The organism is Actinokineospora alba (assembly GCF_004362515.1).
Lineage (GTDB): Bacteria > Actinomycetota > Actinomycetes > Mycobacteriales > Pseudonocardiaceae > Actinokineospora > Actinokineospora alba.
Genome location: NZ_SNXU01000001.1, coordinates 5,015,547 through 5,041,073, shown reverse-complemented (window position 1 = coordinate 5,041,073; position 25,527 = coordinate 5,015,547). Strand labels below are relative to the sequence as shown.

The 25,527-nt window shown below is 68.3% G+C and carries 22 protein-coding genes; 6 read left to right on the top strand and 16 right to left on the bottom strand.

The genetic code is table 11. The annotated features are described in order from the left end of the window. Positions 1-70: 70 nt before the first annotated feature. Positions 71-745: a DUF6766 family protein gene (locus C8E96_RS23220; protein ID WP_091382086.1), complete on the bottom strand. Its 675-nt coding sequence runs from the start codon at positions 743-745 to the stop codon at positions 71-73. Positions 746-1,128: 383 nt separating this feature from the next. Here C8E96_RS23220 and C8E96_RS23215 point away from each other — a divergent pair, with 383 nt between their 5' ends. From C8E96_RS23215 to C8E96_RS23200, 4 genes are all read left to right on the top strand, one after another. Continuing rightward, the gene (locus C8E96_RS23215; protein WP_091382088.1) at positions 1,129-3,069 is read left to right on the top strand and encodes a glycosyltransferase family 2 protein; all 1,941 of its coding nucleotides are present in this window, start codon (positions 1,129-1,131) and stop codon (positions 3,067-3,069) included. Continuing rightward, entirely contained in the window at positions 3,066-4,244 is a 1,179-nt protein-coding gene (locus C8E96_RS23210; protein WP_091382091.1) for an acyltransferase family protein, read from the top strand. Before C8E96_RS23215 ends, C8E96_RS23210 begins: the two co-directional genes overlap by 4 nt. Before the next feature lie 156 nt (positions 4,245-4,400). Continuing rightward, positions 4,401-5,345 (top strand): ABC transporter ATP-binding protein, encoded by a 945-nt coding sequence (locus C8E96_RS23205; protein WP_091382094.1) that lies wholly within the window; start codon positions 4,401-4,403, stop codon positions 5,343-5,345. Beyond that, entirely contained in the window at positions 5,342-6,193 is an 852-nt protein-coding gene (locus C8E96_RS23200; protein WP_091382097.1) for an ABC transporter permease, read from the top strand. The genes C8E96_RS23205 and C8E96_RS23200 overlap by 4 nt, the downstream gene beginning before the upstream one ends. Before the next feature lie 436 nt (positions 6,194-6,629). Here the strand turns inward: C8E96_RS23200 and C8E96_RS23195 are convergent, their stop codons facing one another. Next, positions 6,630-7,184: a hypothetical protein gene (locus C8E96_RS23195; RefSeq protein ID WP_133794695.1), complete on the bottom strand. Its 555-nt coding sequence runs from the start codon at positions 7,182-7,184 to the stop codon at positions 6,630-6,632. Positions 7,185-7,630: 446 nt separating this feature from the next. Between C8E96_RS23195 and C8E96_RS23190 the strand changes: the two genes are divergently transcribed. After that, positions 7,631-8,869, top strand: coding sequence for a helix-turn-helix domain-containing protein (locus C8E96_RS23190; protein ID WP_091382470.1), 1,239 nt, complete (start codon positions 7,631-7,633; stop codon positions 8,867-8,869). Positions 8,870-9,080: 211 nt separating this feature from the next. Continuing rightward, the gene (locus C8E96_RS23185; RefSeq protein WP_166658085.1) at positions 9,081-10,388 is read left to right on the top strand and encodes a helix-turn-helix domain-containing protein; all 1,308 of its coding nucleotides are present in this window, start codon (positions 9,081-9,083) and stop codon (positions 10,386-10,388) included. A gap of 107 nt (positions 10,389-10,495) precedes the next feature. Here the strand turns inward: C8E96_RS23185 and C8E96_RS23180 are convergent, their stop codons facing one another. The 14 genes from C8E96_RS23180 to C8E96_RS23115 form a co-directional block, all read right to left on the bottom strand. Further along, entirely contained in the window at positions 10,496-11,203 is a 708-nt protein-coding gene (locus C8E96_RS23180; protein WP_091382103.1) for a hypothetical protein, read from the bottom strand. An 11-nt stretch (positions 11,204-11,214) separates the two neighbouring features. Further along, positions 11,215-11,727: a hypothetical protein gene (locus tag C8E96_RS23175; RefSeq protein WP_091382105.1), complete on the bottom strand. Its 513-nt coding sequence runs from the start codon at positions 11,725-11,727 to the stop codon at positions 11,215-11,217. A gap of 39 nt (positions 11,728-11,766) precedes the next feature. Next, positions 11,767-12,900 (bottom strand): MlaD family protein, encoded by a 1,134-nt coding sequence (locus tag C8E96_RS23170; RefSeq protein WP_091382107.1) that lies wholly within the window; start codon positions 12,898-12,900, stop codon positions 11,767-11,769. Then, entirely contained in the window at positions 12,900-13,946 is a 1,047-nt protein-coding gene (locus C8E96_RS23165) for an MCE family protein (RefSeq protein WP_091382109.1), read from the bottom strand. Before C8E96_RS23165 ends, C8E96_RS23170 begins: the two co-directional genes overlap by 1 nt. Further along, positions 13,943-14,947 carry an MCE family protein gene (locus tag C8E96_RS23160; RefSeq protein ID WP_091382110.1) on the bottom strand — a complete coding sequence of 335 codons (1,005 nt, stop codon included), beginning with the start codon at positions 14,945-14,947 and terminating at the stop codon, positions 13,943-13,945. The genes C8E96_RS23165 and C8E96_RS23160 overlap by 4 nt, the downstream gene beginning before the upstream one ends. Next, complete coding sequence (locus tag C8E96_RS23155) at positions 14,947-15,936, bottom strand: MCE family protein (RefSeq protein WP_091382475.1); 990 nt, start codon at positions 15,934-15,936, stop codon at positions 14,947-14,949. Before C8E96_RS23155 ends, C8E96_RS23160 begins: the two co-directional genes overlap by 1 nt. Before the next feature lie 26 nt (positions 15,937-15,962). Next, positions 15,963-16,997, bottom strand: coding sequence for an MCE family protein (locus tag C8E96_RS23150; protein WP_091382112.1), 1,035 nt, complete (start codon positions 16,995-16,997; stop codon positions 15,963-15,965). Continuing rightward, a complete protein-coding gene (locus C8E96_RS23145; RefSeq protein ID WP_228770186.1) occupies positions 16,994-18,220 on the bottom strand; it encodes an MCE family protein in 1,227 nt (408 codons plus the stop codon). The genes C8E96_RS23150 and C8E96_RS23145 overlap by 4 nt, the downstream gene beginning before the upstream one ends. Further along, positions 18,217-19,056 (bottom strand): MlaE family ABC transporter permease, encoded by an 840-nt coding sequence (locus C8E96_RS23140; RefSeq protein ID WP_091382114.1) that lies wholly within the window; start codon positions 19,054-19,056, stop codon positions 18,217-18,219. The genes C8E96_RS23145 and C8E96_RS23140 overlap by 4 nt, the downstream gene beginning before the upstream one ends. Positions 19,057-19,060: 4 nt before the next feature. Then, the gene (locus C8E96_RS23135) at positions 19,061-19,843 is read right to left on the bottom strand and encodes an MlaE family ABC transporter permease (protein WP_091382479.1); all 783 of its coding nucleotides are present in this window, start codon (positions 19,841-19,843) and stop codon (positions 19,061-19,063) included. A gap of 8 nt (positions 19,844-19,851) precedes the next feature. Beyond that, positions 19,852-21,042, bottom strand: coding sequence for an ABC transporter ATP-binding protein (locus C8E96_RS23130; protein WP_091382117.1), 1,191 nt, complete (start codon positions 21,040-21,042; stop codon positions 19,852-19,854). Between the two features lie 258 nt (positions 21,043-21,300). Further along, on the bottom strand, positions 21,301-23,376 hold the full coding sequence (locus tag C8E96_RS23125) for an AMP-binding protein (RefSeq protein ID WP_091382120.1): 2,076 nt from the start codon (positions 23,374-23,376) through the stop codon (positions 21,301-21,303). A gap of 193 nt (positions 23,377-23,569) precedes the next feature. After that, entirely contained in the window at positions 23,570-24,712 is a 1,143-nt protein-coding gene (locus tag C8E96_RS23120) for a glycosyltransferase (RefSeq protein WP_091382124.1), read from the bottom strand. Further along, the gene (locus C8E96_RS23115) at positions 24,709-25,524 is read right to left on the bottom strand and encodes an alpha/beta fold hydrolase (RefSeq protein WP_091382126.1); all 816 of its coding nucleotides are present in this window, start codon (positions 25,522-25,524) and stop codon (positions 24,709-24,711) included. The genes C8E96_RS23120 and C8E96_RS23115 overlap by 4 nt, the downstream gene beginning before the upstream one ends. Positions 25,525-25,527 lie beyond the last annotated feature (3 nt).

The window sequence follows — 25,527 nt, the reverse complement described above, 5'->3', positions numbered from 1 at the left end:
ACGCGGTTGGCGAACGACGCTACACGCAGTTGACATTCTGCTCCGCTTAACGCGAACTGGGCGTGAGGGGTCAGCCGGATTCCTCCGTGACCGTGTGCGCGGCCCCGACCGGCTTGGACTCCGGCGAGCCGCGCTGGCGCAGGTACACGCTGAGGATGGCCATCGAGGCGATGGCCAGGAACTCCGACTGCCAGTTCTGCAGCGAACGGTTCCAGAAGTCCGCCGAGATCAGGTACTCCCCCGCGCCGAGCGGGTCCTGGAACGACGAGAGCTGCTCGCCGTTGTGGGCGGCCCGGCCCGCGACGAACTGCGCCAGCCAGCACAGCAGGAACAGCCCGCCCATGGTGAGGCCGAGTGACGTGGAGAACAGCGCGGTGCGCCATCCGCCCGCCCTCGCCCACGCGGGTGAGTCGGGCCTGGTGTGTTTACCGACCCGCTGCTTCTCGTCACTTTCCAGGCCCACCTCCGACGGCCGCTTCGATTCCGGCGATCCGCGCTGAATGAGCCAGATCGTGGCCATCACGAACAGGAAGAACTGCAGATATTCGGACTGCCAGTTCTCCGACACGTCGACGGCGAAATCGGAGGAGGTGAGGTAGTCGCCGAGCCCGACCGCGTCGAGGTCGTTGCTCAGCCGCTTGTTGTTCATGTCCGCGTGGCCGGCGAACGCCTGCCCGATCAGGGCGCCCAAGAACAGGGTGCCGAACCCGAGCGTCAGCCCGTTGTCGCGCAGGAAGCGCCGCATGCTCCGCTCCTCACCGTCGGGTCACTCACTGTCGGGCCACTCATGTCGGACTGGCCGGTCGGTGCGGGGGCGGCACCGACCGGACGACGGATCGACCGTACAAGGACCAGCCGCCCTCTGCTTGATCACCCGGCCGTCCGCTAGGCCGGATGGAGCAGTTGTCGCAGATGAACAATGATCGTAACGGATGCGTGCGCATAGTTAAGAGATTCACTCCATATAGTCAGGCCACATTGACACGTACAGCCCACTGAGATAGCTCTCTGTGTCAGACAAATCGCTCGGCTAGCTTGATCGGGTGAATATTTAATGACTCCCATCACATTCTTCCGTGTAAATCAAAAGTTTACTTATCAGACACTTTCAGGAATTTGGGATTGGCGATGCTGACCAACGGGCCGGTCAAGCTGGACCCCTCCGGCGGCAGTGCCGAGCCGCGGACGCTGCGGCTGCCCCGGCACGCCGGCGCCGGGCAGTGGTACCCCCAGCGACACCGGTGGGCCGACCGCGAGACCTGGTCGGCTGAGGTCTCCGACGTCCTCGCCGCGGGCGAGCGCTCTCGCCGGGCGCCGGTCGTGGCGGTGATCCGCCTCGCCGAGCGCGACCGGATCGTCTCCCGGTTCGGCGGACAGGGGCTCGCCCACGTCCACGACCAGATCGCGGCCATGCTGAGCGCGGACCTGTCCCGGCACGAGCTGATCGGGCTCGACGGCGACGACGGGATCGTCGTGCTGCTGCGCGGGACCGCGGACCGGCAGGTCGGACGCAGACTCGGCGCCATGGCGGCCCGGATCAGCCGCACGGAGATCCGGCTCGGCCGCGACAGCGTGCAGGTCACGCCCATCTGCGGCTGGACCAGCGCGCGCCCCGACACCGGTGTGCCCGCCCTGTTGCGCCAGGCCCAGGACGCCGGTGATGTGGCGGGCACCCACCTCGACCTCATCCCCCGCCGCTGGCGGGCGGACGCGCCCCGGGCGGCGTCGGCGTGGCTGCCGAGGTCGTTGCGCACGACGCTGCAGGTGGCGCTGACTCTCGTGCTCGGCATCGCCGCGCCGTTCCTGGCGCTGCTCGGGCTCTACCAGCTGGGGATCGACCTGGCGACGCCCGCGTACCTGATCGTCACCGCCGCGCTGGTGGTCACCTCGGCGCTGATCTGGGCGGAGGGGCTGCACGCGCTGGACCCGCCCAAGCTGCCGCCCGCGCCACGGCGCTACCCGCCCGCCTCTGCGGTGATCGCGGCGTACCTGCCCAACGAGGCGGAGACGATCGTGGAGACACTGCGCGCGTTCCTCGCCCAGGACTACCCGGGCAAGCTGCAGATCGTCCTGGCCTACAACACCCCGCACGATCTGCCGGTCGAGGACGAGCTGCGGGAGCTGGCGGCCCGCAACTGCAGGCTGGTCCTGCTGCGGGTGGACGGGTCGACCTCCAAGGCGCAGAACGTCAACGCGGCGCTGCAGGTCGTCGACGGCGTGTTCACCGGGGTCTTCGACGCCGACCACCAGCCCGACACCGACGCCTACCGCCGGGCCTGGCACTGGCTCGAGGCGGGCGCGGACGTCGTCCAGGGCCACTGCGTGATCCGCAACGGCGACGCCTCGTGGGTAGCGCGCACGGTGGCGGTCGAGTTCGAATCCATCTACGCGGTAAGCCATTCCGGCCGGGCGCAGCTGCACCAGTTCGGCTTGTTCGGCGGCTCCAACGGTTTCTGGTCGACCGCGGTGCTGCGGGACCTGCGGATGCACGGGCACATGCTCACCGAGGACATCGACTCGTCGTTCCGCGCGCTGCTCGACGGCTACCGGCTGGTGTACGACCCGCTGCTGCTCAGCCGCGAACTAGCGCCGGTCACGCTGCGGGCGCTGTGGAACCAGCGGATGCGCTGGGCCCAGGGCTGGAGCCAGGTCTCCCGCAGGCATCTCACCGTGGCGCTGCGGTCGGAGCGGCTCAGCGGGCGCAACAAGTTCGGCACGTCGTTCCTGCTCGGCTGGCGCGAGGTCTACCCGTGGCTGTCGCTGCAGATGGTGCCGGTCATCGCGTTCCTGGCCTGGCGCGCGGGCGGGCTGGACAACCTCGACTGGGCCATCCCGACGTTCGTGCTGACCTCGCTGTACACGCTCACGGCCGGGCCGGTGATGGTGATGTTCGCGTACCGGCTGGCCGCCCCCGAGATCCGGCGCAGACGGCGCTGGTTCGTCGCGTACCTGGTGGTGTCGACGCTGTTCTACACGGAGCTGAAGAACCTGATCAGCCGCGTCGCCCACCTCAAGGAGCTGATGGGTGAACGCCAGTGGATCGTCACGCCCCGCGAGCGGTCGACATGACGGCGCCACCGCAGCGCAAGTTCGACCTGGAGGGCTACCGGGCGGTCGCCGCGCTGGTCGTGATCATCTTCCACGCCTACCAGCACAACCGGTACGGCACGTGGTGGACCTGGCCGCTAGAGGGCTCGCTGTGGCACGACGTGCTGATGAACACGGACATGTTGGTGGACATGTTCTTCATCCTGTCCGGGTTCCTCCTCGGGCTGCCCTACGCGAAGGCCGCGCTGGGTGACCGCAAACCGCGGCCCGCGCGCGCGTTCCTCCTGCGGCGGGCCGTGCGGCTGATCCCGCTGTACATGATCGCGGTGCTGATCGTGTGGGCGATCAGCAACCCGGTGCTGCCGGGCGACTGGCGCGACCTGCTGCTGCACCTGACTTTCACGCATGTGTGGAGCGACGACAAGATCTTCTACACCAACGGGCCCGCGTGGACGCTCGGCGTCGAAGCGCACTTCTACCTGCTACTCGCCGCGCTGGGCGCGATCGGGCAGCGCTACCTGCCGCCGATGGAGTCGCGGCGGAAGCGGATCGTCGTGATGGTGGCGGTCCTGTTCGGCCTGATCGCGATCAGCCTCGGGTACAAGTTCTGGGCGGTGTACGTGCGCGGGTTCCCGGTCGAAGGCTGGTCGATCTGGTTCAACCCGGCGGCCAAGCTCGACATCTTCGCGGTCGGCATGCTGCTGGCGGTGGCGGCCGCGGCGGGGGTGCGGTGGCCCAACGCCGCCGTGCGCACCCTGGTGGGGCTCACCGGCGGCGCGGTCGTCGCCCTGGGCGTGTGGCTGCGCTACGCGCACCTGCCGGACACGTTCACCCACACGTTCTTCGGCACGGGCATCATGCTGGTCATCGCGGCGACCGCGCTGAGCACGGGACGTGGCCCGTACTGGCTGCGCTGGCCGCCGATGCTGTCGCTCAGCATGGTCAGCTACAGCCTCTACATCTGGCATGAGCCGCTGCTGCGCGCGCTCGACAGCGCCGGTCTGCTGCCGACCCCGGCGGGCGGCGCGGGAGCGTTCCTGGTGACCGCCGCCGTGCTGCTCGGGGCGTCGGTTCCGGTGGCGTACCTGAGCTACTGGATGATCGAGGTCCCGGCCCAGCGGATCATGGGCGCGTTCGACGCCGATGGCCGATCCCGCGAGTACTACGCACCGCTGCCGGAACCCCGTTCGGCGTGAGTTGTCACTTCCGGACAAGTCTGCGCCCGGCAGTCCACCCGGCCCGCAGTAACCGCGAGGTGATCGATTCCCAGCTTGCTTCATGTGGCCTGAGCAGCGGATTCACTAGGTATGTTGGCCGTTGGGAATGGGGTGTCGAGGCGACGGGAATCAGGGATGCAACGACCGCGCATCAGTGTCGTCGGCCTGGGCAAGTCCTACGGCCCGGTGACCGCGCTGGTCGACGTCAATCTCGCGGTCGGCCCCGGCACCATCCTCGGCATCCTCGGCCACAACGGCGCGGGGAAGACGACCTTGGTCGACATCCTGGCCACCCGCACCCTCCCCACCTCGGGAACGGCCACGGTGTGCGGGTTCGACGTCGTCGAGGCGGGCCACCTGGTGCGCAAGTGCATCGGCATGTCCGGCCAGTTCGTGGCCGTGGACGAGACCCTGAGCGGCCGCGCGAACCTGATCCTCATCGCCCGCCTCCTGGGCGCGGGCGCCCGCCGGGCCGCGGCGCGGGCCGATGAGCTGATCGAGATGTTCGACCTCGTCCAGGCCGCGAAGCGCAAGGCCGCCACGTATTCCGGTGGCATGAAGCGAAGACTGGACCTGGCGGCGAGCCTGCTGGGCAAGCCGGACGTGCTGTTCCTCGACGAACCCACGACGGGTCTGGACCCGATCAGCCGCAGCGAACTGTGGGGGTTCGTCGAGCAGCTCGCCGCCAACGGCACGTCGGTCGTGCTGACCACGCAGTACCTCGACGAGGCCGACCGACTGGCCCGCGACATCATCGTTCTGGCGGGCGGGCACATCGTCGCCCGGGGTACGCCCGCGGAACTCAAGGCCAGGGTCGGCACCCGGTCGGCAAAGGTCACCTTCGCCGACCCCTTCACCACCCGCCGCGCCGCTGACGCCCTGATGTTCGCGGGCATGGCGCCGCTGGCCGATGAACCGCTGTGCGCCATCACGGTCCCCGTCGCCACCGGCCGTGAGATCTCGGCACTGGTGCGGGCCTTGGACACCTGGTCGGTCATCCCCCTCGACCTGACCGTCACCGAACCCACCCTGGACGACGTCTACATAGCGCTGCACCGCGCGGCAAAGAGCGCGGTATGAGCCGCCACGCTCTTCGCACCAGGGGCCGCGACGACGACACCGTCCAGCTCTACCTCGGCAGGCGAGTCGGCTGGGCGGGAAGCACCGTGTCCACCCAGATCCGCGTCCTGACCCTGCGCTCCCTGCGCACCGCCTTCGGCGACTACCGGCTGGTGTTCTTCGGACTGCTGCAACCGGTCGTCATGCTGCTGTTGTTCAGCCAGGTGTTCAGCGGCATCGGCAACCTGCCCGGCGTCGTGGAGTACCAGGGCTACATCAACTACCTGATGCCCGCCACCCTGGTGAACATCGCGATGACCACCGCGATGAGCTCGGGTGTCGGAATGCTGACGGAGATCTACACCGGCTTCATCGGCAGGCTCAGAACCATGCCGATCAGCCTTTTCTCGGTCCTGGTGGCCAGAACCCTGTCCGACGCGGTGCGGTTGGCCGTCCAGGTGGTGGTGGCGATCGCGGTCGCGGTGGTGGTCCTGGACTTCACCCCGGCGGGCACGGGTGGTGTGGTCGCGGCGGTGGCGCTGACGATCGTCTTCGGCTGGGGCATGGGCTGGGTCTTCGTCGCTTTGGCGACGTGGCAGGGAAAGCCGGAGACCATGCAGGCCATCTCGTTCATCGTGATGTTCCCGCTGATGTTCGCCTCCAGCGCTTACATGCCGGTGGAAGCGATGCCCGGGTGGATCAAGGTGGTCTCCACCGTAAACCCGGTGACCTACGCGATCGACGCGATCAGGGCCCTGTGCCTGGGAAAGCCGGTCGGCTGGGCACTGGCGGCGGCGATCGGACTGGTAGCGGCCACGGCCACGGCGGGCGCCGTCATCGCCGCCCGCAACTTCCGCCGCACCCGCTGACCCAACGCCCCACGCACCCACGCGCCCACGCGCCAGACTCAATGAGACTTCCCGAGACCCCAAGCCCCCCGAACCCTTACATACCAACACAAGCAAGGCTTTGGGGTGATCTTGGCGATTCGGCTTTATCTGGGGTTGAAATGGGCCTAAGCTGCCCCGCGATCGGGCAGGATTCCTCTCCTGCCCCGGTGACCGATCGGCCCATTTCAAGGGGTCCCCAGATCAAGCCGAATCGCCAAGATCACCCCAAAGCCGCCACAACGAAAACCCGTGGAGCCCCAACGCGAACTCACCGTCGGGAACGTGGAACTCACCGTCGGGAACGTGGGACTCGCGGGATGGGAACGTGGGACTCGCGGAAGAGAGCGGAAAAGAAACGCGGCCGGTGAGCCACCGGGCGTCGTGGCTCACCGACCGCGGCCGAACACAGCCAGAGCTATGCCGGCGCCTGCGCCCCCTCAACCTTCTGACAGGTCGGAGCGGCCTTGAAAGCGGCCGCCAGCTCGGGGTTCTCCTTGAAGTCCTTGGCGGGACCCTCAGCGTTCGTCAGTGTCGCCATCACCTTGGAGATGTCGGAGATCGCCGCCTGGAACGTCGCCTGGTCCGTCACCGCCGCCGCCTGCAGCTTCGTCTTCGCCGTGTCGATCGTCGACTTCGTGGTCGTCAACGTCGTCATCGCCTTGTCCAGCGTGGCCTGTCCGTCCTTGACCGGCGGCGAGCCCGCGGTCTTGAGCCCGTCGGAGACTCCGACCAGCGCCTCCGACAGGTGGCCCAGGTAGACGACGAGGCTGTCCTTCGCGGCCTGCGGGTTGCTCGGGTCGACCGCGGGCAGCTGCTGCAGCTTGCCCGCGCCTGCCTCGATCGTCTTGCAGACGCTCTCGGACCAGGCGATCGCGGGATCGTTGGCCTTGTCATCATCCGAGCCGCACCCGGCGAGCGCGGTACAGGCGGACGCGGTCACCGCGACAGCGGCGACAAAACGTCGAATCATGGTCGGCTTCCTTAGGGGACGTCGGCAAGATCGGAAACGGGCGCCGCCCGGCCGGAAAGAATTCCGCCGATCGCGCCGTTGCCGGGGGAAACGGACGTTACTGGCGGGTTGCGAGCGGCGGCAAGCATCACACCGCGGGCTCAGCGGGATTTATCAACAACCAACAGAAAGGCACCCCTGGCTTGTCCGTCACGGCTACCCGGCCGGAAGGACCCCGTTCGACTTCGACAACAATCGTTGTTGTTCGGATCGCACGACTCCGGCGACACCTGCATCACTATCGCTCAAGAAAGCGCGGAGTGGCGTCACCCGATAGGAGGCAGCGCCAGAAAAGGGCCATCGTAGTTTGACACAAACCGGCCGCCGAACCTACCGTCGTACACAAGCAGACTTCCGGCCATTCGGCCGACGGATATGTTTCGTTAATACACTCCCAGGGGGCGATGATGGCCGCTGATCGGGTTACGCGGACCCAGGACCGGGCCACCGCGTTGTGGGCCTCGCTACCGCGCGACTTGGTGGTGAAGTTCCATCCGATGGTCGGCAGGCTGACCCAGGACATGATTCGCGAGATCCAGCACGCGGTGCCCGAATACGCGCGGCCGCTCAAGGGGCATTTCGGCGCGATCATGACCGCCGGAGTGGAGCAGGCCGTACTGCGCATCCTCGACACGGTCGGCGTCGGCGGGTCGCAGAACGAGAAGTGGGCGGCCATGTTCCGCCAGCTCGGGCGGGTCGAGTTCGCCGAGGGCCGCAGCCTGGACTGCCTGCAGACCGCCTACCGGGTGGGTGGCCGGGTGGCCTGGCGCCATGTCGCGGCGTGGGGTCAGCAGCAGCGGCTGCCGACGGCGATGTTCACCGTCGCCGCGGAGGCGATCTTCGCCTACGTCGATGAGATCTCCGCCCTGTCGATCGAGGGGTACACCGCCGCCCAGGCGGAGTCCGCCGGGGTGGTCGAGCGTCGCCGGCAGCGGCTGCTGGACCTGCTGCTTGCCGACGAGCCCGCGTCGCCGAAGGCCGTCGCCGCACTGGCGGGACAGGTGGGCTGGCAGGTTCCCGACGAGGTCTCGGTGATCGTCGTCGAGCACGCTGACCTGCCGGATGGCGACTGGGGCAGGCCGACGCCGCCCGAGGTGCTGATGGACCTCGACGGCGATGTCCCCTGCGTGATCAGCGCCGATCCCGACGCGCACCTGCCCCTGCTCACCGAGCGGCTGCGCGGCAGGCGGCTGTGCGTCGGCCCGGTCGTCCCGCTGGCCACGGCGCCGTCCTCGCTGCGGTGGGCGCGGCGGGCGATGGACCTCGTCGACCGCGGGGTGCTTCCCGACCGCGAGGTCCTCTGGTGCCGCGACCACCTGTCCACGCTGTGGCTGCTCGGCGACGAGTTCCTGATCGAACAGCTCTACGAGCGGGCCCTGGCGCCGCTGACCGGGTTGACCGACAAGCAGCGCACGCGGGCATCGGAGACGATGCTGGCCTGGCTGGAGACCCGCGGCAGCGCCCCGGAAATGGCCGACAAGCTCAACATCCACCCGCAAACCGTGCGTTACCGCATGAAACTGGTGGAGAAACTGTTCGGCGACCAGTTGGACGACTCGACCTCCCGACTGGACCTGGAGATCGCACTGCGCGCGGGCAGGCTGCTGCGCTCGAAGCAGGACAAACAATTGAGGGTGCTGCGCTGACCAAGCGGGGCGAAAGTCCGGTCGGCGATCTGTGTCGGAATGACAATGTTCTCGGCACTATTCACGAAAACCGGATGGATCATCACGCTCGGTATTCCCCGGTGGCCACGCCGCCGGTATGTTCGAACAGCACTCGCGAATGTTGTGTCCAGTGTGATCGATTCTTTCCTGGCCGCCGTGTGCGGCGAAACATAGGTGATGGAGGTCGAGGGTGGCGAATACGCGATCCGGCTCGAATGGTGTCCAGTCGGGTCGGCCGGTACGGATCGCCTTCGATTCCCTGTTGGCGGCCACCCAGCCCAGTGGTGGCGGGACCGCCCTGGTCGACCTGTGGTCGCAGTTGCCCCGCGGCTTGGCCCCACTGTTCCGGCCCGGCGTGCCCGACCTGGTCCGCGAGATCCTGTCCGAGATCAACACGACCATCCCGGCGCTGGCCAAGCCCGCCGAGAGCGTCATCGGCAAGTCGATCCTCGAAGGCATCCACCGCGCGATCCTGCAGTTCCTCGACCGCCTGGCCGACCCGTCGACCCCACAGGATCACCACGCGCAGCTGTTCCGCGACCTGGGCCTGCACGAGATCTACGAGGACCCGATCCTCGACGTCCTGCAGACCGCGTACCGCGTCGGCGCCCGGGTGGCCTGGCGGCACATGGCCAAGATCGGCGAACGCGCCGGTGTCTCCACCGCGACCCTCTGCCTGCTGGCCGAGGCGATCTTCGCCTACATCGACGAGCTGTCCGCGCTGTCCGTGGAGGGCCACGCGTCCGCCCGCGCGAACGCCCTGGGCACCCTGGAACGCAGACGCAGGCAACTGCTCGACGGTCTCCTCTCCGCCGACGGCGACCCGAAGCGGCTTCCTCTCCCCCGGCTGGCCGAGTCCGCGCGCTGGCCGGTGCCCCATCAGGTCGTCGCCGTGGCACTCAAGCCCGCGGAGGACCTCACCGACTTCCCCAACCCGTCGGTGGACCCGCGTTTCCTCATCGACCTCGACAGCCCCGAGCCGTGTCTGCTCACCGGCGAGGAAGACCAGTCCCACCTCAAGCAATTGGCGGATGACCTGCCGGGCTGGCGAATCGCCGTCGGCCCGGCTGTGACACCCGCCGAAGCGGGCAACTCCCTGCGTTGGGCCCGCCGCATGCTGACCCTCATCGACAGCGGTGAACTCCCGGACTCCCCCGTCACCTGGTTCGAACACCACATGTCGGCACTGTGGCTGCTCAACGACCCGTTCCTGGTCGGCGAGATCTCCGAGCGGGCGCTGGCCCCGATGACCGGGCTGACGGTCAAGCAGCGCAGCAAGCTGAGCGAGACGCTGCTGATCTGGCTGGAGACAAAGGGAAGCGCCCCGGAGATCGCCGCCATGCTCGACATCCACCCGCAGACGGTGCGATACCGCCTACGCCAACTCGAACGCCTCTTCGGCGACCGCCTGGCCAACCCCGACTCGCGCTTCGCCCTTGAGGTGGCCCTGCGCTCCAGGCGTGCCACGCTCCAGACGACTGATGACGACGACGAGTAACGAAGACGACCTGGTCGACAGACCAGCCTTCGACGAGACTTGCTTTGGTCCCCATGTCATGTCGAAATGCCGACAGGCCAAAGAAAATCTCGTCGACGGCGTACGGCTCACACGGTGTGCAGCTCGGTGATGCGCCACCGGCCGTCGCTTAGCTGGGCCGACACCCGCAGTTGCGCCGCGCCGGACGAGCCCGCGTTGGTGTCGCCGCGGGTGGCGCTCTGGTCGACGAACACCAGCAGGGTCGCGTTGTCGCCCGACAGCATCGTCACGCCCGACAGTGCGACCTTCGACCGCAGCTCCAGCTTCTGCTCCGGGGCCTGCTGCCGAACCTGCTCGAACAGCTTCGCGTACTGGTCTTTCGCCGCTCCCACAAGGACATCCGCCGCCGCCTTCTCTGTCTTCGCGGTGTCGTCGAACTTGTAGGAGAAGATCTGCTCCAGCGCCTCGGTGACCTGTCCGATCACCTGGGCGGTGGTCGAGTTGTCCACGACAGCGGTGTTGGCCTCGACCCGCGCCCGCTGGGACGCGGCGGCGATGGTCAGCCAGGTTCCCGCGGCGGCGACCACCAGGGCAACCACGATCAGCACCACCGACAGGCGCCTGCTTGGCTCCGGGGATTCGGAGACCGACTCGTCGACAACCGACTCAGCGGAAGTGGTATCGGTGTCCGTGTCCACATCGGACTCGGTAGCCGAGTCCACCACGTCCTCATCGATCCCGAGGTCCGGGGTGGCGAGCGCCGTGCCGCTGCGCCTGCGGGTGCCCGCGACCACCGGCCTGCGGCGGTTCGGGTGGGTCTTGCGGTCGGTACGCATGGAAAGTCCTCTCACACCGGGATGTACGGGACCTGGGCGAGACCGCCCACCTTCCACCCGGCGGGTGTCCGGACCAGCTCGGCCTGGAAGCGGTTCCGCTTGGTCGCGGGCTCCCCGGTCTCCGGCTGGACGACGATCTCCACCGCGGCGATGAGCTTCGCCGTGCCACGTGGCTCGTCGAGTTCGGTCACGGCCACGTCGAGCACGGTCCCGGTGGTCGTCGCCTTGGCCTGCTGGATCTGCTGCTTGCTGCCCTCGAGCGACGCCTTCAGTTCGTCGTGGAGTGCGCCGGTCGACGTGTCGAGCCAGCGGGCCAAGCCGGCGTCGACGCTGCGGTAGTCCAGTGACGTCATGGTGGCCACGGCGGTGCGGCCCGCGGTCAGGACATCGTCACGGGCCGCGGTGGCGGCGATCGTGTCCGACGTCGTCGCCTGCCAGTAGGAGAAGCCGCCCCACGCGGCGAATGCCGTGGCGACTACCACCGCGGCGATGCCGACGCGGCGAAGGATCGTGGTCGACGCCATCTCGCCTCACTCTCATCCGGACTATCCGAAAAGGACTTGTCAGCGGCCGGGCTTGGACGCGGGCGGCACGGCACCCGAGCCGGGGGCGTTCTGCGAGCCGCGCACGCCGACACCCGTGCTGGGCGCGAGAGCGCAGCGGGCCTGGGTGTTGAACTGGCCGGGCCCGGTGTCCAACCCGTTGCGGTACTTGGTGTTGTAGCCGGTGACGCAGGGCAGCGGCGCGAAGAACGTCGACGCCAGCCCGAAGTGGGCGCCGTCCGACCGGATGACCTGGCGGCCCGCGGCGACCGCCTGCGGGGTGATCACCAGCAGCTGCTCGAGGTTGCCCTGCCGGGTCTGCAGCACGTTCGACGTCGTCAGCAGGTTCGCCAGCAGGATCCCCGTCGCCCCGCCGATCTCCTTGATCAGCTCACTGACCTGGAGCGCGACGGCGGGCGCGGAGCCCAGCAGGGTCCGGATGTCGCCGTCGGAGGCCTTGAGCTGCTCGGCGATCAGCTTCATGTTGACGCTGAAGGATTTGATCGACTCCCCGTTCTCCACCTGCCTGGCCAGCATGACCCCGGCGTCGGTGATCAGCGTGGTGGTCTGCGGCAGGTGCGTGACGGCCTTGTCGGTGAAGCTCGCGGCGGAGTCGAGCAGGGCCTGCAGGTGCGGGCCGGTCTCGAGGGTCGCGTCGTAGAGCTCGTCGACCACGTTGCGCAGCTCGTCGGTGGGCACCGAGGTGACCAGCTTGTCCAGGTTGAGCAGCAGCGTCTCGGTGGGCAGCGGCAGCGCCGTGTTGCGCTGTTGGATGACCGACCCGTCGGCCAGGAAGGGCGACCCGTCGCGGCGCGGGCGCAGGTCGACGTACTGCTCGCCGACCGCCGACCGGTTGGCCACCACGGCGTCGACCTCTTCTGGCACCGAGGGCGCATCCGGCCTGATCAGCAGCTCGACCTCGACGCCCGCGTCGGTCAGCTGCAGCTTGCCCACCCGGCCGATGCCGACGCCGCGGTAGGTGACCTCGGCGTGGGTGAAGATGCCGCCGGAGTCGGCGAGCCGGACGGTGACGGTGTAGCCGGAGTTGCCGAACATGCCGCCGAGACCGGCGTACCGCGCGCCCACATAGCTCACGCCGACCAGCGCGATGAGCACGAAGGCCACCACCTGGACCCGGACTTTCCTGGTCAGCATCAGCGACCTCCCTGCTCGTTGGAGGGCAGCGGAAGGTTGGGCGCGCCCGCGATCGTCGGCGGCGGCGCGACCTTCGCGTCGAGCTTCAGGTAGGTGTTGAGGTAGTCACCCTTGATCGCGTCGAGCGCGGAGTCGGGGAACGGGAACGTCAGGAGCATCTCCATCGCCCTGGGGATCTCCGCCCCGGCCTCATTGAGCTTGCGCAGCGTCGGTTCGAGCGCGCGCAGGTCGGCGATCATGTCGTCCTTGCTCTTTTGGATGGTGTCGACCGCGACGTCGGAGAGCATGTCGAGCGCGCCGAGCATGCCGACGAGCTTCTCCCGCTGCTGGCTGAGCGTCTCGATACCGGGGGTCAGGTTGTCGATCATGTTGGCGATCTGTTCCTTGCGCGACCCAAGGGATTCCGCCAGCTTGCCCATGCCGTCCAGGGCCCGGGTGATCTCGTTCTTGCGAGCGTCGAGGCCGCTGACGAACGTGTTCATGTTCTTCAGCAGGGAGCGGATGGCTTCCTCGTTGCCGCCGTACGCCGCGTTGAGTTCCTTGGTGATCTGCTGGAGCTGGCCGACGCCGCCGCCGTTGAGCAACAGCGAGAGCGCGCCGAAGACCTCTTCGATCTGCGGGTTGCGGTCGGTGCGCTCCAACGGGATCTGGTCGCCCTCGCTGAGCTTGCCGTCCGGACTATCGTCGGGCGGCGCGTCGAGTTCGATGAACTTCTCGCCGAGGACACTGGACATCCGCAGCCGGGCGACGGAGTTCGCGGGCAGCGAGACCGACCCGTTGACCACGACGGTGACCAGCGCCGTGCGCCCGTCGGGCGCCAGTTCGATCGTCTCGACCCGGCCGACCGAGACGTCGCCGACCTTCACGCCGGACTGGGGCACCAGGTCGAGGACGTCGCGGAACTGCGCGGTCACCCGGAACGGGTGGTCACCGAGGTCGGCGCCGCCGGGCAGCGGCATGTCGTAGAGCCCGCCCACCGAGCCGCACCCGGCGGCGATAGGGGCAACGACGAGGAGGGCGGCGGCCAGCCGCAGCCGGGTCCTCACTGTCCCACCAAAGGCAGGATCGGGTTGGCGCTGGAGAACTCGGTGAGGTTGCCGCGGCCGTCGATGGTGCCGGTGGCCGGGTCGTAGGCGTTCATGACGTTGGTCAGCGCGAGCGGCGCGGTGTCGAACGCCTCCGCGAGCGCGGCCCGCTGGTCGGCGAGCAGCTGCGCGGTGCCCTGCAGCTTGTCCAGGCTGACCTTGATCTTGCCGCGATTGTCCTTGATGAACGTCTCCACCACCGCAAGCGCACCCGCGAGTTCGTGCATCGCGCCGCCGAAGGTCTCGCGCTCCTCGGCGAGGAACTGGGACACCTGGGCGAGCTGGCCGTTGAACTTGTCGACCATCTCGTCGTTCGTCGCCAGCATCGTGGTGATCTTCTGGATGTTGTCGATGCTGGTGAACAGGTGGTCCTGGGAGCCGCTGAGGGTGCGCGCGGACTGGCCGAGCGCCTTGAGCATGTTGTTGATCTCCTTGCCGTTGCCGTCAAGGAACTTCGAGCTGCTGGTGATGAAGTCCGACAGCGCGCCCGCCTTGTTCGCCCCGTCCGGGCCGAGGGCCGTGTTGAGCTTGTCGAGGCTGGTGAACAGCTCGTCGAGCTCCACCGGCACCAGTGTGCTGCTCACCGGGATGATCGCGTTCTCCGCGAGTTCCGGGCCGCTGGAGTAGGCGGGCGCGAGCTGCACGTACCGGTCGCTGACCAGGCTGGGCGCGATCACCACGGCGACCGCCCCGGCCGGGATCGGGATACCGGGTTCAAGGGTCATGCTGACCTTGACCGTGGCGCCCTGCGGCTCGACGGTGTCGACGGTGCCCACCTTGACCCCGAGCACCCGGACGTCGGACTCGGGGTAGACGCCGACGGCGGCGGTGAAGTACGCCGTGACCTTGTTGCCCGACTCCAGCTTCGGCAGAATCCAGAGCACGGCCGCGGCGACGATCGCGATGACGGTGACGGTCGCGAGGAGTCCCCGCACCACCGCCCACTTCCTGGTGGCCGCCATCAGCGACCCCCTCCCTTCGACGGCATGCAGCCGCCACCGCTCGCGGGCACCAGCCCGCAGATGTAGGTGTCGATCCACCGGCCGTTGCCGACCGCGTTGCCGACGAGGCGGTAGAACGGTCCGGCCAGGCGCAGCGACCGCTCCAGGTGCTGCTGGTTGCGCTGCAGCACGTCGGAGACCCGGTTGAGCTGGTCGAGCGCGGGCCCGATCTGGGCCTGGTTGTCCTTGACCAGCCCGGCGAGTTCGCGGCCGAGGTCCTGGGTTCCCTTGAGCAGCGCGGTGATCGCGTCCTTGCGCTTGTTGAACTCCTGCAGCAGGGTCGCGCCGTCCTTGAGCAGCAGCTCGAACTGGGCGTTGCGGTCGGCGATGGTCTTGGTGAACGTCGCGCTGTGTTCGAGGAGCTTCTTGAGTTCCTGGTCGCGGGTGGAGATGCTCTGCGACAGCGCCGACAGGCCGGTCAGGGCCGAGCGGACCTCTTCCGGCGTCGCGGCGGTGAACGTCTCCGCGAGGGTGGTGAAGCTCTTCGCGAGCAGCGTGGTGTCGATCTGCCCGGTCGTCTCGGCCAGGTCGGCGAAGGCGTCGGTCACGTCGTACGGCGTGACCGTGCGGTTCACCGGGATGTGGGTGCCCGGGTCCTGTTCCTCGGTGCCCTTCGGTTCGAGGTTCAGGTTCTTCTGGCCCAGCAAGGTCTTGATCTTGATGTGGGCGACGGTCTGGTCGCCGACCCACACGCCCTTGATCCGGAAGCTGATCAGCACCACCTGGCCCTTGAGCTCGACCTTGGTGATCTTGCCGACCTTCACGCCCGCCACGCGCACCTCGTCGTCGGGCTTGAGCCCGGCGGCCTCACGGAACTGCGCGGTGTAGGTGGTGCCGCCGCCGATCAGCGGCAGCTCCGGTCCGAAGTAGATCAGCGCGGTGACCAGGAACATGATCAGGCCGCCGACGACGCCGACCTTGGCCTGGTTGCGTTCGCTGAACGGCTTCATCTCCCATGACTTCAGGTTCTTCAGCTTCACCGTCCGCACCTCGCGTCCGTGACGGGGATCCCGACCGGGAGCGGCTGGGTTCCGGGCAGCTGGGGTGCGGGCTTGACGTTCGTCGTGGCCCCGCAGAGGTAAAGGTTCATCCACGAGCCGTAGGACACCGTGCGGCCGATCGTCTCGTACTTCGTCGGCAGCATCGCGATGAACTTGTCGAACGCGGGCGAGTTGTCCGCCAGGGTCTTCGACAGCGCGCCGAGGGCCTCGATGTCGCGGCGCAGCGGTTCACGGCCACCCTGCAGGAGGCTGGAGGTGCTGGTCGCCAGGGAGGACAGGCTGTCGAGTGCTTCGCCGATCGGCTTGGCGTCCGACGCCAGCCCCGTCACCAGCTGCTGCGTCGTGGTGATCAGGGTGCCCAGCTTGTCGCCGCGGCCGTTGATCTGCTCGAGGACGTTGTTGAGGTTGCTGATGACCTTGCCGATGACCTCGTCCTTGTCCGCCAGCGTGTTCGTCAGCGACGCGGTGTGCTGGATCAGGCTCTGCACGGTGCCGCCCTCGCCCTGCAGCACCTGCACGATCTCGAAGGAGAGCTGGTTGACGTCCTGCGGGGTCAGCGCCTGGAACAGCGGCTTGAACCCATTGAACATCGCGGTCAGGTCGAGCGCGGGCCGGGTGCGCTCCAGCGGGATCAGCTGGCCCTCGGCCATCGTCACCGTGGCGTCGCCCATCCCCTGGTCCAGCGAGATGTAGCGCTGGCCGATCAGGTTGCGGAACTTGATCGCCGCGGTCGCCTCAAGGGTGAGCCGCCAGCGCCGGTCCACGGAGAACTCGACCTCGGCGACGGCGTTGTCCACGATCTCGATGTGGTCGACCTGGCCGACCCGCACCCCGGACATGCGCACGTCGTCGCCGGGGTTGAGCGAGGTGACATCGGTGAACCGCGCCTTGTAGGTCGCCGTGTCGCCGCTGCCGCGGTTGGCGATGGTGATGGCCAGGATCGTGGTCGCGAGCAACGTGACGAGAGTGAAGATCAGGCCCTTGAGCAGCGGGCCGGTCAGGCTCCTCATCGCAGGGTCACCTCGGCTCCGCGCAGCAGGGGCCCGACGAGCAGGCCGCTCCAGTCGGGGACCTCCTCCGGCGCCACGCCCCACGCCGCCCCGAGCAGTTCGCCGACGAACCGGCTCTCCGCGGGCGAGTTGGGGCCGACCGAGGACGGCACCGTCATGCCTTGCGCCCCACCGGACTGGTAGCAGCGCGGGCCGCCACCCGCGGTGTAGCGCGGGGTGTCGCGGCCGGGCAGGTACGGGCCCCGGGAGGGTTTCACGGTGATCGTCACGTGCAGTCCTGGCTGGTTGGTGCCGACGCCGAGCGCCTTGTCCACGTCGGGCTTGAGCGCGTTCACCGCCTGGAACAGGCACGGGAACGAGGGCGAGTACCGGGCGAGCAGCTCCAGCGAGGGCCTGCTGGCGGCGGAGAGGCCGATCAGGTTGTCCCCGTTGGACTTGAGGAACCCGGCGAGGTGACCGGAGGCGTCGGTCACCGTGGTCACCATGTCGGTGATGTTCTGCCGGTTGTCGGCAATGGTCTTGGCCGTGGCGCTCATCTCCGAGAGCGCGTCGACGATCGCAGGACCCGCGTCCTGGTATGTCTCAAGGGTTTCGGCGAGTTTGACCAGGTCGGTCTCGATCTGCGGCATCTGCGGGTTGATGGCGGCCAGGTAGCCGTTGAGCTTGACCATGGTCTCCCCCAGCGGTTTCCCTCGGCCGTCCAAGGCCTGCGAGATCGCGCCGAGGGTGCTCGCCAGCTTCTGCGGCTGCACCGCCTGCAGCACCGGCATCAGGTCGCGCAGCGCCTTCTCGACCTCGATCGCCTTGCCGCTGGTGTCCTGGTCGATCGTGTCGCCCTCGGCGAGCCGGGTCGAGTCCGCCGACTCCGGGATGATCAGGCTGACGTAGCGCTGGCCGAACAGGGTCTTGGGCAGCAGCCGCGCGGTCACGTTGCGCGGCAGCTGCTTGAGCTTGTCCGGGTCCATCGACAGGCCGACGTCGACGCCGCCGTTGACGACCTCGATGGTGCGGACCGTGCCCACGGTCATGCCGCGGACCTTGACGTCGGCGTTGACCTTGAGCTGGTTGCCGACCCGGTCGGCGCGCAGCCGCACCGGCACGTCGGAGCTGAATTGGTGCTGGTAGATCGCCACGGTCAGCCAACCCGAGGCGAGGATCAGGATGATGAAGACCAGACCCAGGCCCTGGTTGCGCAGCCGCGCCTTGCGCATGTCCATGCTCATCCCGCCACTCGCACGGTCGTCGTCGCGCCCCAGATCGCCAGGCTGAGGAAGAAGTCCAGGATGCTGACCAGCACGATCGAGGTCCGCACGGAGCGTCCGACCGCGACACCGACACCGGCCGGGCCACCGGTGGCGCGGTAGCCGTAGAAGCAGTGCGTCAGGATGATCGCCACGCTGAAGATCAGCACCTTGACGAACGACCAGAGCACGTCCTCCGGTGGGAGGAACAGGCTGAAGTAGTGGTCGTAGGTGCCCGCCGACTGCCCGTAGACCTCCACCGTGATGGTGCGCGCGGCGATGTAGGAGGTGAGCAGCCCGATCACGTACAGCGGGATGATCGCGCAGAACCCGGCGATGATCCGGGTCGTCACCAGGTACGGGAGGCTGCGCACCGCCATGACCTCCAGCGCATCGATCTCCTCGGAGATCCGCATCGCGCCGAGTTGGGCGGTGAAGCCGGATCCGACCGTCGACGACAGCGCGAGACCGGCGACGAGCGGCGCGATCTCACGGGTGTTGAGGTAGGCCGAAAGGAAGCCGGCGAACGCCGAGGTGCCGATCTGGTTGAGCGCGGAGAAGCCCTGCAGACCGACGACCGTGCCGGTGAACACGCTCAGGCCGACCATCACGCCGATGGTGCCGCCGATGACGGCGAGCGCGCCGCTGCCGAAGCTGACCTCGGCGAGCAGCCGGACGACCTCCCGGGAGTACCGGGTGACCGTGAGCGGAATCCAGGCCAGGGCCCGGAAGTAGAACCACAGCTGGTCGCCGAGGCGTTCCAGGCCGTTCGTCGAACGCAGCACCGCGCGGCGGCGTCGCTCATTGATGTTGATCACCGACTCACGCTCCCTTCGCGGGGACGATTTGCAGGTAGATCACGCTGATCACGAAGTTGACGAAGAAGAGCAGCAGGAACGTGATGACCACGGACTGGTTCACCACGTCGCCGACGCCCTTCGGGCCGCCCTTGGGGTTGAGGCCGCGGTAGGCGGCGACCAACCCGGCGAGGAAGCCGAAGATCAGGGCCTTGAGCTCGCTGACCCAGAGGTCGGGCAGCTGGGCCAGGGCGGAGAAGCTGGCGAGGAAGGCGCCGGGCGTGCCGTCCTGCATGATCACGTTGAAGAAGTAGCCGCCCGCGACGCCGACGACGCTGACTATGCCGTTGAGCAGCACACTCGCCAGCATCGAGGCGAGCACCCGCGGCACGACCAGGCGCTGCACCGGCGAGACGCCGAGGACCTTCATCGCGTCGATCTCTTCGCGGATGGTGCGGGAGCCGAGGTCGGCGCAGATGGCGGAGCCGCCCGCGCCCGCGATGATCAGCGTGGTCACGATCGGACTCGCCTGCTGGATCACCGCCAGGACGCTGGCCGCGCCGTTGAACGACTCCGCGCCGATCTGGCTGGTCAGCGACCCGAGCTGCAGGGTGATGACCGCGCCGAACGGGATCGCGACGAACGCGGCGGGGAGGATCGACACGCTCGCGATGAACCAGAACTGCTGGATGAACTCACGGGCCTGGAAGGGCCTGCGGAACATGTTCACGACGACGTCGAGGCCGAGGGAGAACAGGCTGCCGAACTCGTTGAGCGCGCTGACGACCGCGGACCGGGACTTGTCCATCAGGGTGGTCACGGGCGCGCCTCCGGTCGGGGGCGCTGGCGGTGCTCGTCACCGGGACGTGCGCCCCGGTGCGGAAGCGGGGGCGGCGGCGGGTGGAGCCTGCCGGTCGCGTCCGGATCCAGTGTGGACACACCGGGGATCGTCGCGACCGGACCCGCGTGCCTGGTGTTCATCCGGCCCTGCGCGGAGCGGCGGGCCCAGTCGTCGTAGCGGCCGAGGTCCTCGGCGCTGAGCGAGGCGAGCACGCCGTGCTGGGCGCTCTCGGGCAGCGTGTCGAGGATCTTCAGCACCCGGTTGCGGCGCCTGCGCACCGCGTCGCGGGCGGGCATCCCCGGCGTCGGCTCGATCTGCGGCACGACACCGCGGACGTCCTCATTGGACCCGTCGGAGTGGCCTGCTTCCTGGTGTGCCGCCTCGGCGGCCATGGTCGCCTGGTCCTTCTCCTCGGACATGCCGATCGGACCGAACCGCCTGCCGTTGAGGAACTGCTCCACGACCGGCTCGTCGCTCGTCAGCAGGACTTCGCGCGGACCGAACATGATCAGTTCCTTGCGGAAGAGCATGCCGATGTTGTCCGGGACCGTCCGGGCGAGGTTGATGTTGTGGGTGACGATGAGGATCGTCGCGTCGATCTGCGCGTTGAGGTCGATCAGCAGCTGCGAGAGGTACGCGGTGCGGACCGGGTCGAGACCGGAGTCCGGCTCGTCGCACAGGATGATCTCGGGGTCGAGCACCAGCGCCCGGGCCAGCCCGGCGCGCTTGCGCATACCGCCGGAGATCTCGCCGGGCAGCTTGGTCTCCGCGCCCTGCAGGCCGGTCAGCTCCAGCTTCTCGAAGACGATCCGCTTGATCTCGGTCTCGGACTTCCTCGTGTGCTCACGCAGCGGGAACGCCACGTTGTCGAAGAGGTTCATCGAGCCGAACAGGGCGCCGTCCTGGAACAGCACCCCGAAGAGCTTGCGGATCTCGTACATCTCCCGCTCGCTGCACGTGCACAGGTCGACCCCGTTGATGATCACGCTGCCGCGCTCGGGCTTGAGCAGCCCGATCAGGCACTTCAGGAAGACGGACTTGCCCGTGCCCGAAGGCCCGAGCAGCGCCGACACCTCACCCTGGGGCAGGGTGAGGGTGACGTCGCGCCAGATGGACTGGCGGCCGAAGGACTTGCTCAGTCCTTCGACGGCGACCTCGACACCCATCGCATCTCCCAATGATTTCGTCTTCGCCGAAGAACAAACACAATCCAGGCGTCGGCCATTTCTTTCCGACCCGGCCACTAATAGCGGGACCAAATTCACGCAATGGTCGCGAATCGGCTACTCAGCGGTACATTACCGACGTGTCACACGGCTGACAACATGTGCCCGAAATGGCTTCCATAATGGCTCGGAATGCGGGCGGAATTATCACCGTGGACAGAGTTCGCCCACGGACTTTGTGGAACGGACAGCAAGGGTTCAGTCGAGCTGCTGCACGAGCGGGTGCTCATCGGTCAGCAGGCGCTTGAGGACCTTTCCGGTGGGGTTGCGCGGCAGCTCGTCGACGAAGAGGACATCGCGGGGCACGGAGAACCGGGCCAGCCGCTGATGGACGTAGGAACGCACGAGTTCGGCGTCGAGCCGGGCGCCCGCGCGCAGCACGAGATAGGCGGCCAGGCGCTGGCCGTACTCGTCGTCGGGCACGCCGACCACGGCGACGTCGTCGACCTGCGGCAGCGCGGAGAGCACTTCCTCGACCGGCCGCGGGAAGACGTTCTCGCCGCCGGAGACGATCATCTCGTCGTCGCGGCCGGAGACGAACAGCCGCCCGTCGGCGTCGAAGTAGCCGCGGTCGCCGGTGTCCATCAGCTGGTGTCTGATCTCGCGGGCGACGCCGTCGGTGTAGCCGTCGAAGAGCATGTCGTTGCCGACGAAGATCCGGCCGACCGACCCCGGCGGCACCTGCTCGCCGTCGGGCCCGAGGATGCCCAAAGTGGACCCCAACGGCGAGCGTCCCGCGGTGGTGGGCGCGGCCCGCAGGTCCGCGGGGGTGGCGATGGCGCCCGCGGAGACCTCGGTGGAGCCGTAGAAGTTGTAGAGGATGTCGCCGAAGACATCCATGAAGCCGGTGACCACGGTGCCGGGGATCGCCGAGCCGCTGCTGGCGACGATGCGCAGGCTGGAGGTGTCGTAGCGCTCGCGCACGTGGTCGGGCAGGGCGAGCATGCGCTGCAGCATGATCGGCACCACGAACAGCGTGGTGATCCGGTGCTTCTCGATCGCCGCCAGCGTGGCCTCGGCGTCGAAGGTGCGCTGCAGCGAGAGGGTGGCCCGCAGGACCATGCCGATCTGGACGCCGACCAGGCCCCAGCTGTGGAAGATCGGGGCGGCGATGAGCACGCTGTCGCCGACCTTCAGCGGAATCCGGGAGAGCACCATCGCCGCGCTGCCCAGGCCGGGCGGCGTGGGTCTGCGCGCGCCTTTCGGCGTGCCGGAGGTGCCCGAGGTCATCACGATGAGCCTGCCCGGCTCCTTCGGCGGGGTGAACGTGCCCGGCTCGTTGTCGGCGATCACGCTCTCGACCGTGGGCGACTTCGAGCCGGTCCACAGCCGGGTGATGGTCACCGGCAGGTAGTCGACCTTGCCCGCGAACTCGTCGTCGACGACGAGCACCTTGACCCGGTGGCGGCGCACGACCTCGACGACCTGCTCCGCGGACAGCGCGGTGTTGAGCATGACGACGTCGGCGCCGAGTTTGCCGAACGCGACCAGCGACTCGATGAAGGTGGCGTGGTTGCGGGCGAGGATGCCGACCTTGCTGCCCGGGCGAACCCCGAGGTCGCGCAGTCCCGCCGCGAGCCGGGCGGACCGGTCGGCGATCTCACCGAAGGTGCGTCTGCCGGTCGGGTCGATGACCGCGGTCTTGCCCGGTTCGCGAGCCGCGGCCGCGGTGTACCCGGCGACCATGGTCCCGCCCCAGCTGGCGACGGCCTTGAGCTGCTTGAACATCTTGTCCGGCCGCGCGGGGGCCAGGATCCCGGCCTTGGCCAGGGTCGAGACCATCCGCATCGGGGACGAGCTGACGTCCTTGCGCTTGAGCACCGCGCGCGGGTCGGAGATGCCCGCGAGGTGCCCGTCGATGCGGCGCACGGCGTCGCGGACCCAGTTCTTGATGTCGGACTCGGTCCAGTCGATGCCCTGCGGGTGACGCAGCATGGGCTGGAAGAAGACGAACTTGAGGATCGTCCGGCCAGGTCCGCCGTCCTCGAGCCGGATCGAGACCCAGCTGCCGTTGTCCGGCTTGCCCGCCAGGACCAGCTGCTCGTCCGGCCGGGCGATCCTGGTCTCGATCTCGTGGTGCAGCAGCGCCCCCGGCCCCAGGGAGGCGCGCAGCAGGAAGCGGGCGGGGGTGCCATATCCCCGAGCGGCTATCTGCTCGAATGAGGTGATTCCGCGGAAGAATCGTGAATACCGCGGAAGGTCGCCGATCACGCTCCACACACGCTCACGTGGATGATCGATGTTGATGTCGAAGACAACACAATCGGCTGACATGGCACACGATCCTGTCTTTGCTTAAAACAACCCCCGAATTTTGTGGAGCGCACCCTCTCTGGTAGGTGTCACAGCTCTACAAACAAGGATCGCAGCGCCAATCCGCGCTGGTCAAGGCTATTTTGTCGAGCGGCGAAATATCGCTTCGCCCCACAAGTTCTCGCTCATCTTCTGTCAGTTCGCCACAGGCTGATCAGGCAGAACGCGCAAGAAATTCAAGTCCGGTCGCGGCGTCGGCGGCGCCGCCCGCGGCGGCGAACGACTCCTGCACCCGCTTCGCGGCATCGCGGTAGCCGGGCTCGGTCAGGACGGCGTCGATCGCTTTGCCGATCCGCTCGGCCCCCGCGTGCACGAACCGCAGCCGGACTCCCGCCCCGGCGCGCACGACCTGCTCGGCGATCACCGGCTGGTCGTCCCGGATCGGAGCGACGACGAGCGGGACGGCCCGGTCGAGCGCCTCGCAGACGGTGTTGTGCCCGGCGTGGCAGACCACGAGCGCGGCCCGGTCGAGCAGTTCGGGTTGCGGCACCTCGGCGCGGCACAGGACATTCGCCGGGACGTCCGCGAGCGTGCCCGCGGGGTCGACGACGACGGCTTGCAAGCCCGGCCGGGCACGGAGGGCAGCGACGCTGTCGGCGAGGAATTTGGCGCCCGCGTCGTCGTTGGCGGTGCCGAGGGTGACCAGCACGAGCGGCCGGTCGTCGAGCCAGTCCCAAGGGAAGTCGATGGGCCTCGTCGGCCTTCGCGAGGGTCCGACGAACCGCACGGGTGCGGCCACCGCGGGGTCGCCCGCGAGGGCGGGGGTGGTGAAGGCGAGCACCAGGTGCGGGGAGAACCGCAGGTCGTGGTCGTGGAGTGGGTCGCCGAAGCGCAGCCGGAGGTCGGTGAGCATCCCGCGGACCCAGCCACCGATCGCGGGCATCGTCGCCAGCGGGTCGGTGATCTCGGAGGAGGTGGTGGCCGAGGTCGCCCAAGGCAGCCCGGTCCTACCGGCGACGAGCGCCCCGGCAATGGCCTGCTGATCGACCAGCAGCGCGTCCGGCCGCCACTGCTCGACCGCCGCGTGCACGCCGGGGAGCATCGTGTGGGCGAGCGGGACGAGCATGGCCTCCCAGAGGAACTTCCAGGCGGCGAACCCGCGCACGTCGGCGGGCCGGTCGGGCAGCGGACACGCCACGGGAAAGACTGTGGAGTCGGCTGGGAGCAACCGGTCCAGCAGGTCCCGGTCCCCCGCCCACGCCACCTCGTGCCCGCGCTCCGCCAACTCGGCCGCGACCCCGACGACCGGGTTGACGTGGCCCACGAAAGGCGGCACGACTATCAAGAATCGGCTCACGCCGCGCCGACCTCCACCTCCGCGGGAATCGCCTCGATCTCCTCGATCCAGTCGAGCAGCAGGGTGCGCACGGTGCGGTGGCGCTCGACGAGCACCGAGTGGTTCTGGCCGTCGATCACCTCCGTGCGGCAGTCCGGCAGCGAGGACTGCACGGCCAGCAGGTTGTCGCTCTGGAAGCCCTCACTGCCCACAATGGACAGCACCGGGCAGCGGATGCCGCGCAGTGCCTCGGCGTCGAGCAGTGGGCCCTGCGGCACCTCCTCGACGATCGTCGTCGCCCGGATGACCGCGCTGGCGACCTTCGACAGGCGCGCGTGGTGGGCGCCGTAGGTCTCCTCCAGCCACGCGAGGACCTGCGGGTCCTCCATCCAGTCGACCACGTTCGTCAGCGTGCCGCCGATCTTGCGGGACCACTCGTGGGTGGCGGGTTCCGCTTCGATGGCGACGATGCTGCGCACCCGCGAGGGGTAGCGCTCGGCGAAGCTGAACGCGATGGTGCCGCCGAAGCTGTTGCCCACCAGGTAAACCGGGCCCTCGACGCCGGTCTCGTCCAGCAGCGCGCGCAGGTCCTCGACGAAGTCGTCGACCCGGTAGCCGCTCACCGGGCGGTCGCTGCGGCCGTGGGCGCGCAGGTCGTAGGTGATCACGTTGATCCCCGCCTGCGACACCGGCGCGGCCAGGGTCAGGTAGAAGCTGGCGAGGCTGTCGTAGCCGAGGCCGTGCACGAACACCACCGTCGGCGGCCGCGGTGTCGTCGGGTTCTTCGCGGGCATCAGCTGGTAGTGCGTGCGGATGCCGTTCGCCTGGATCATTCC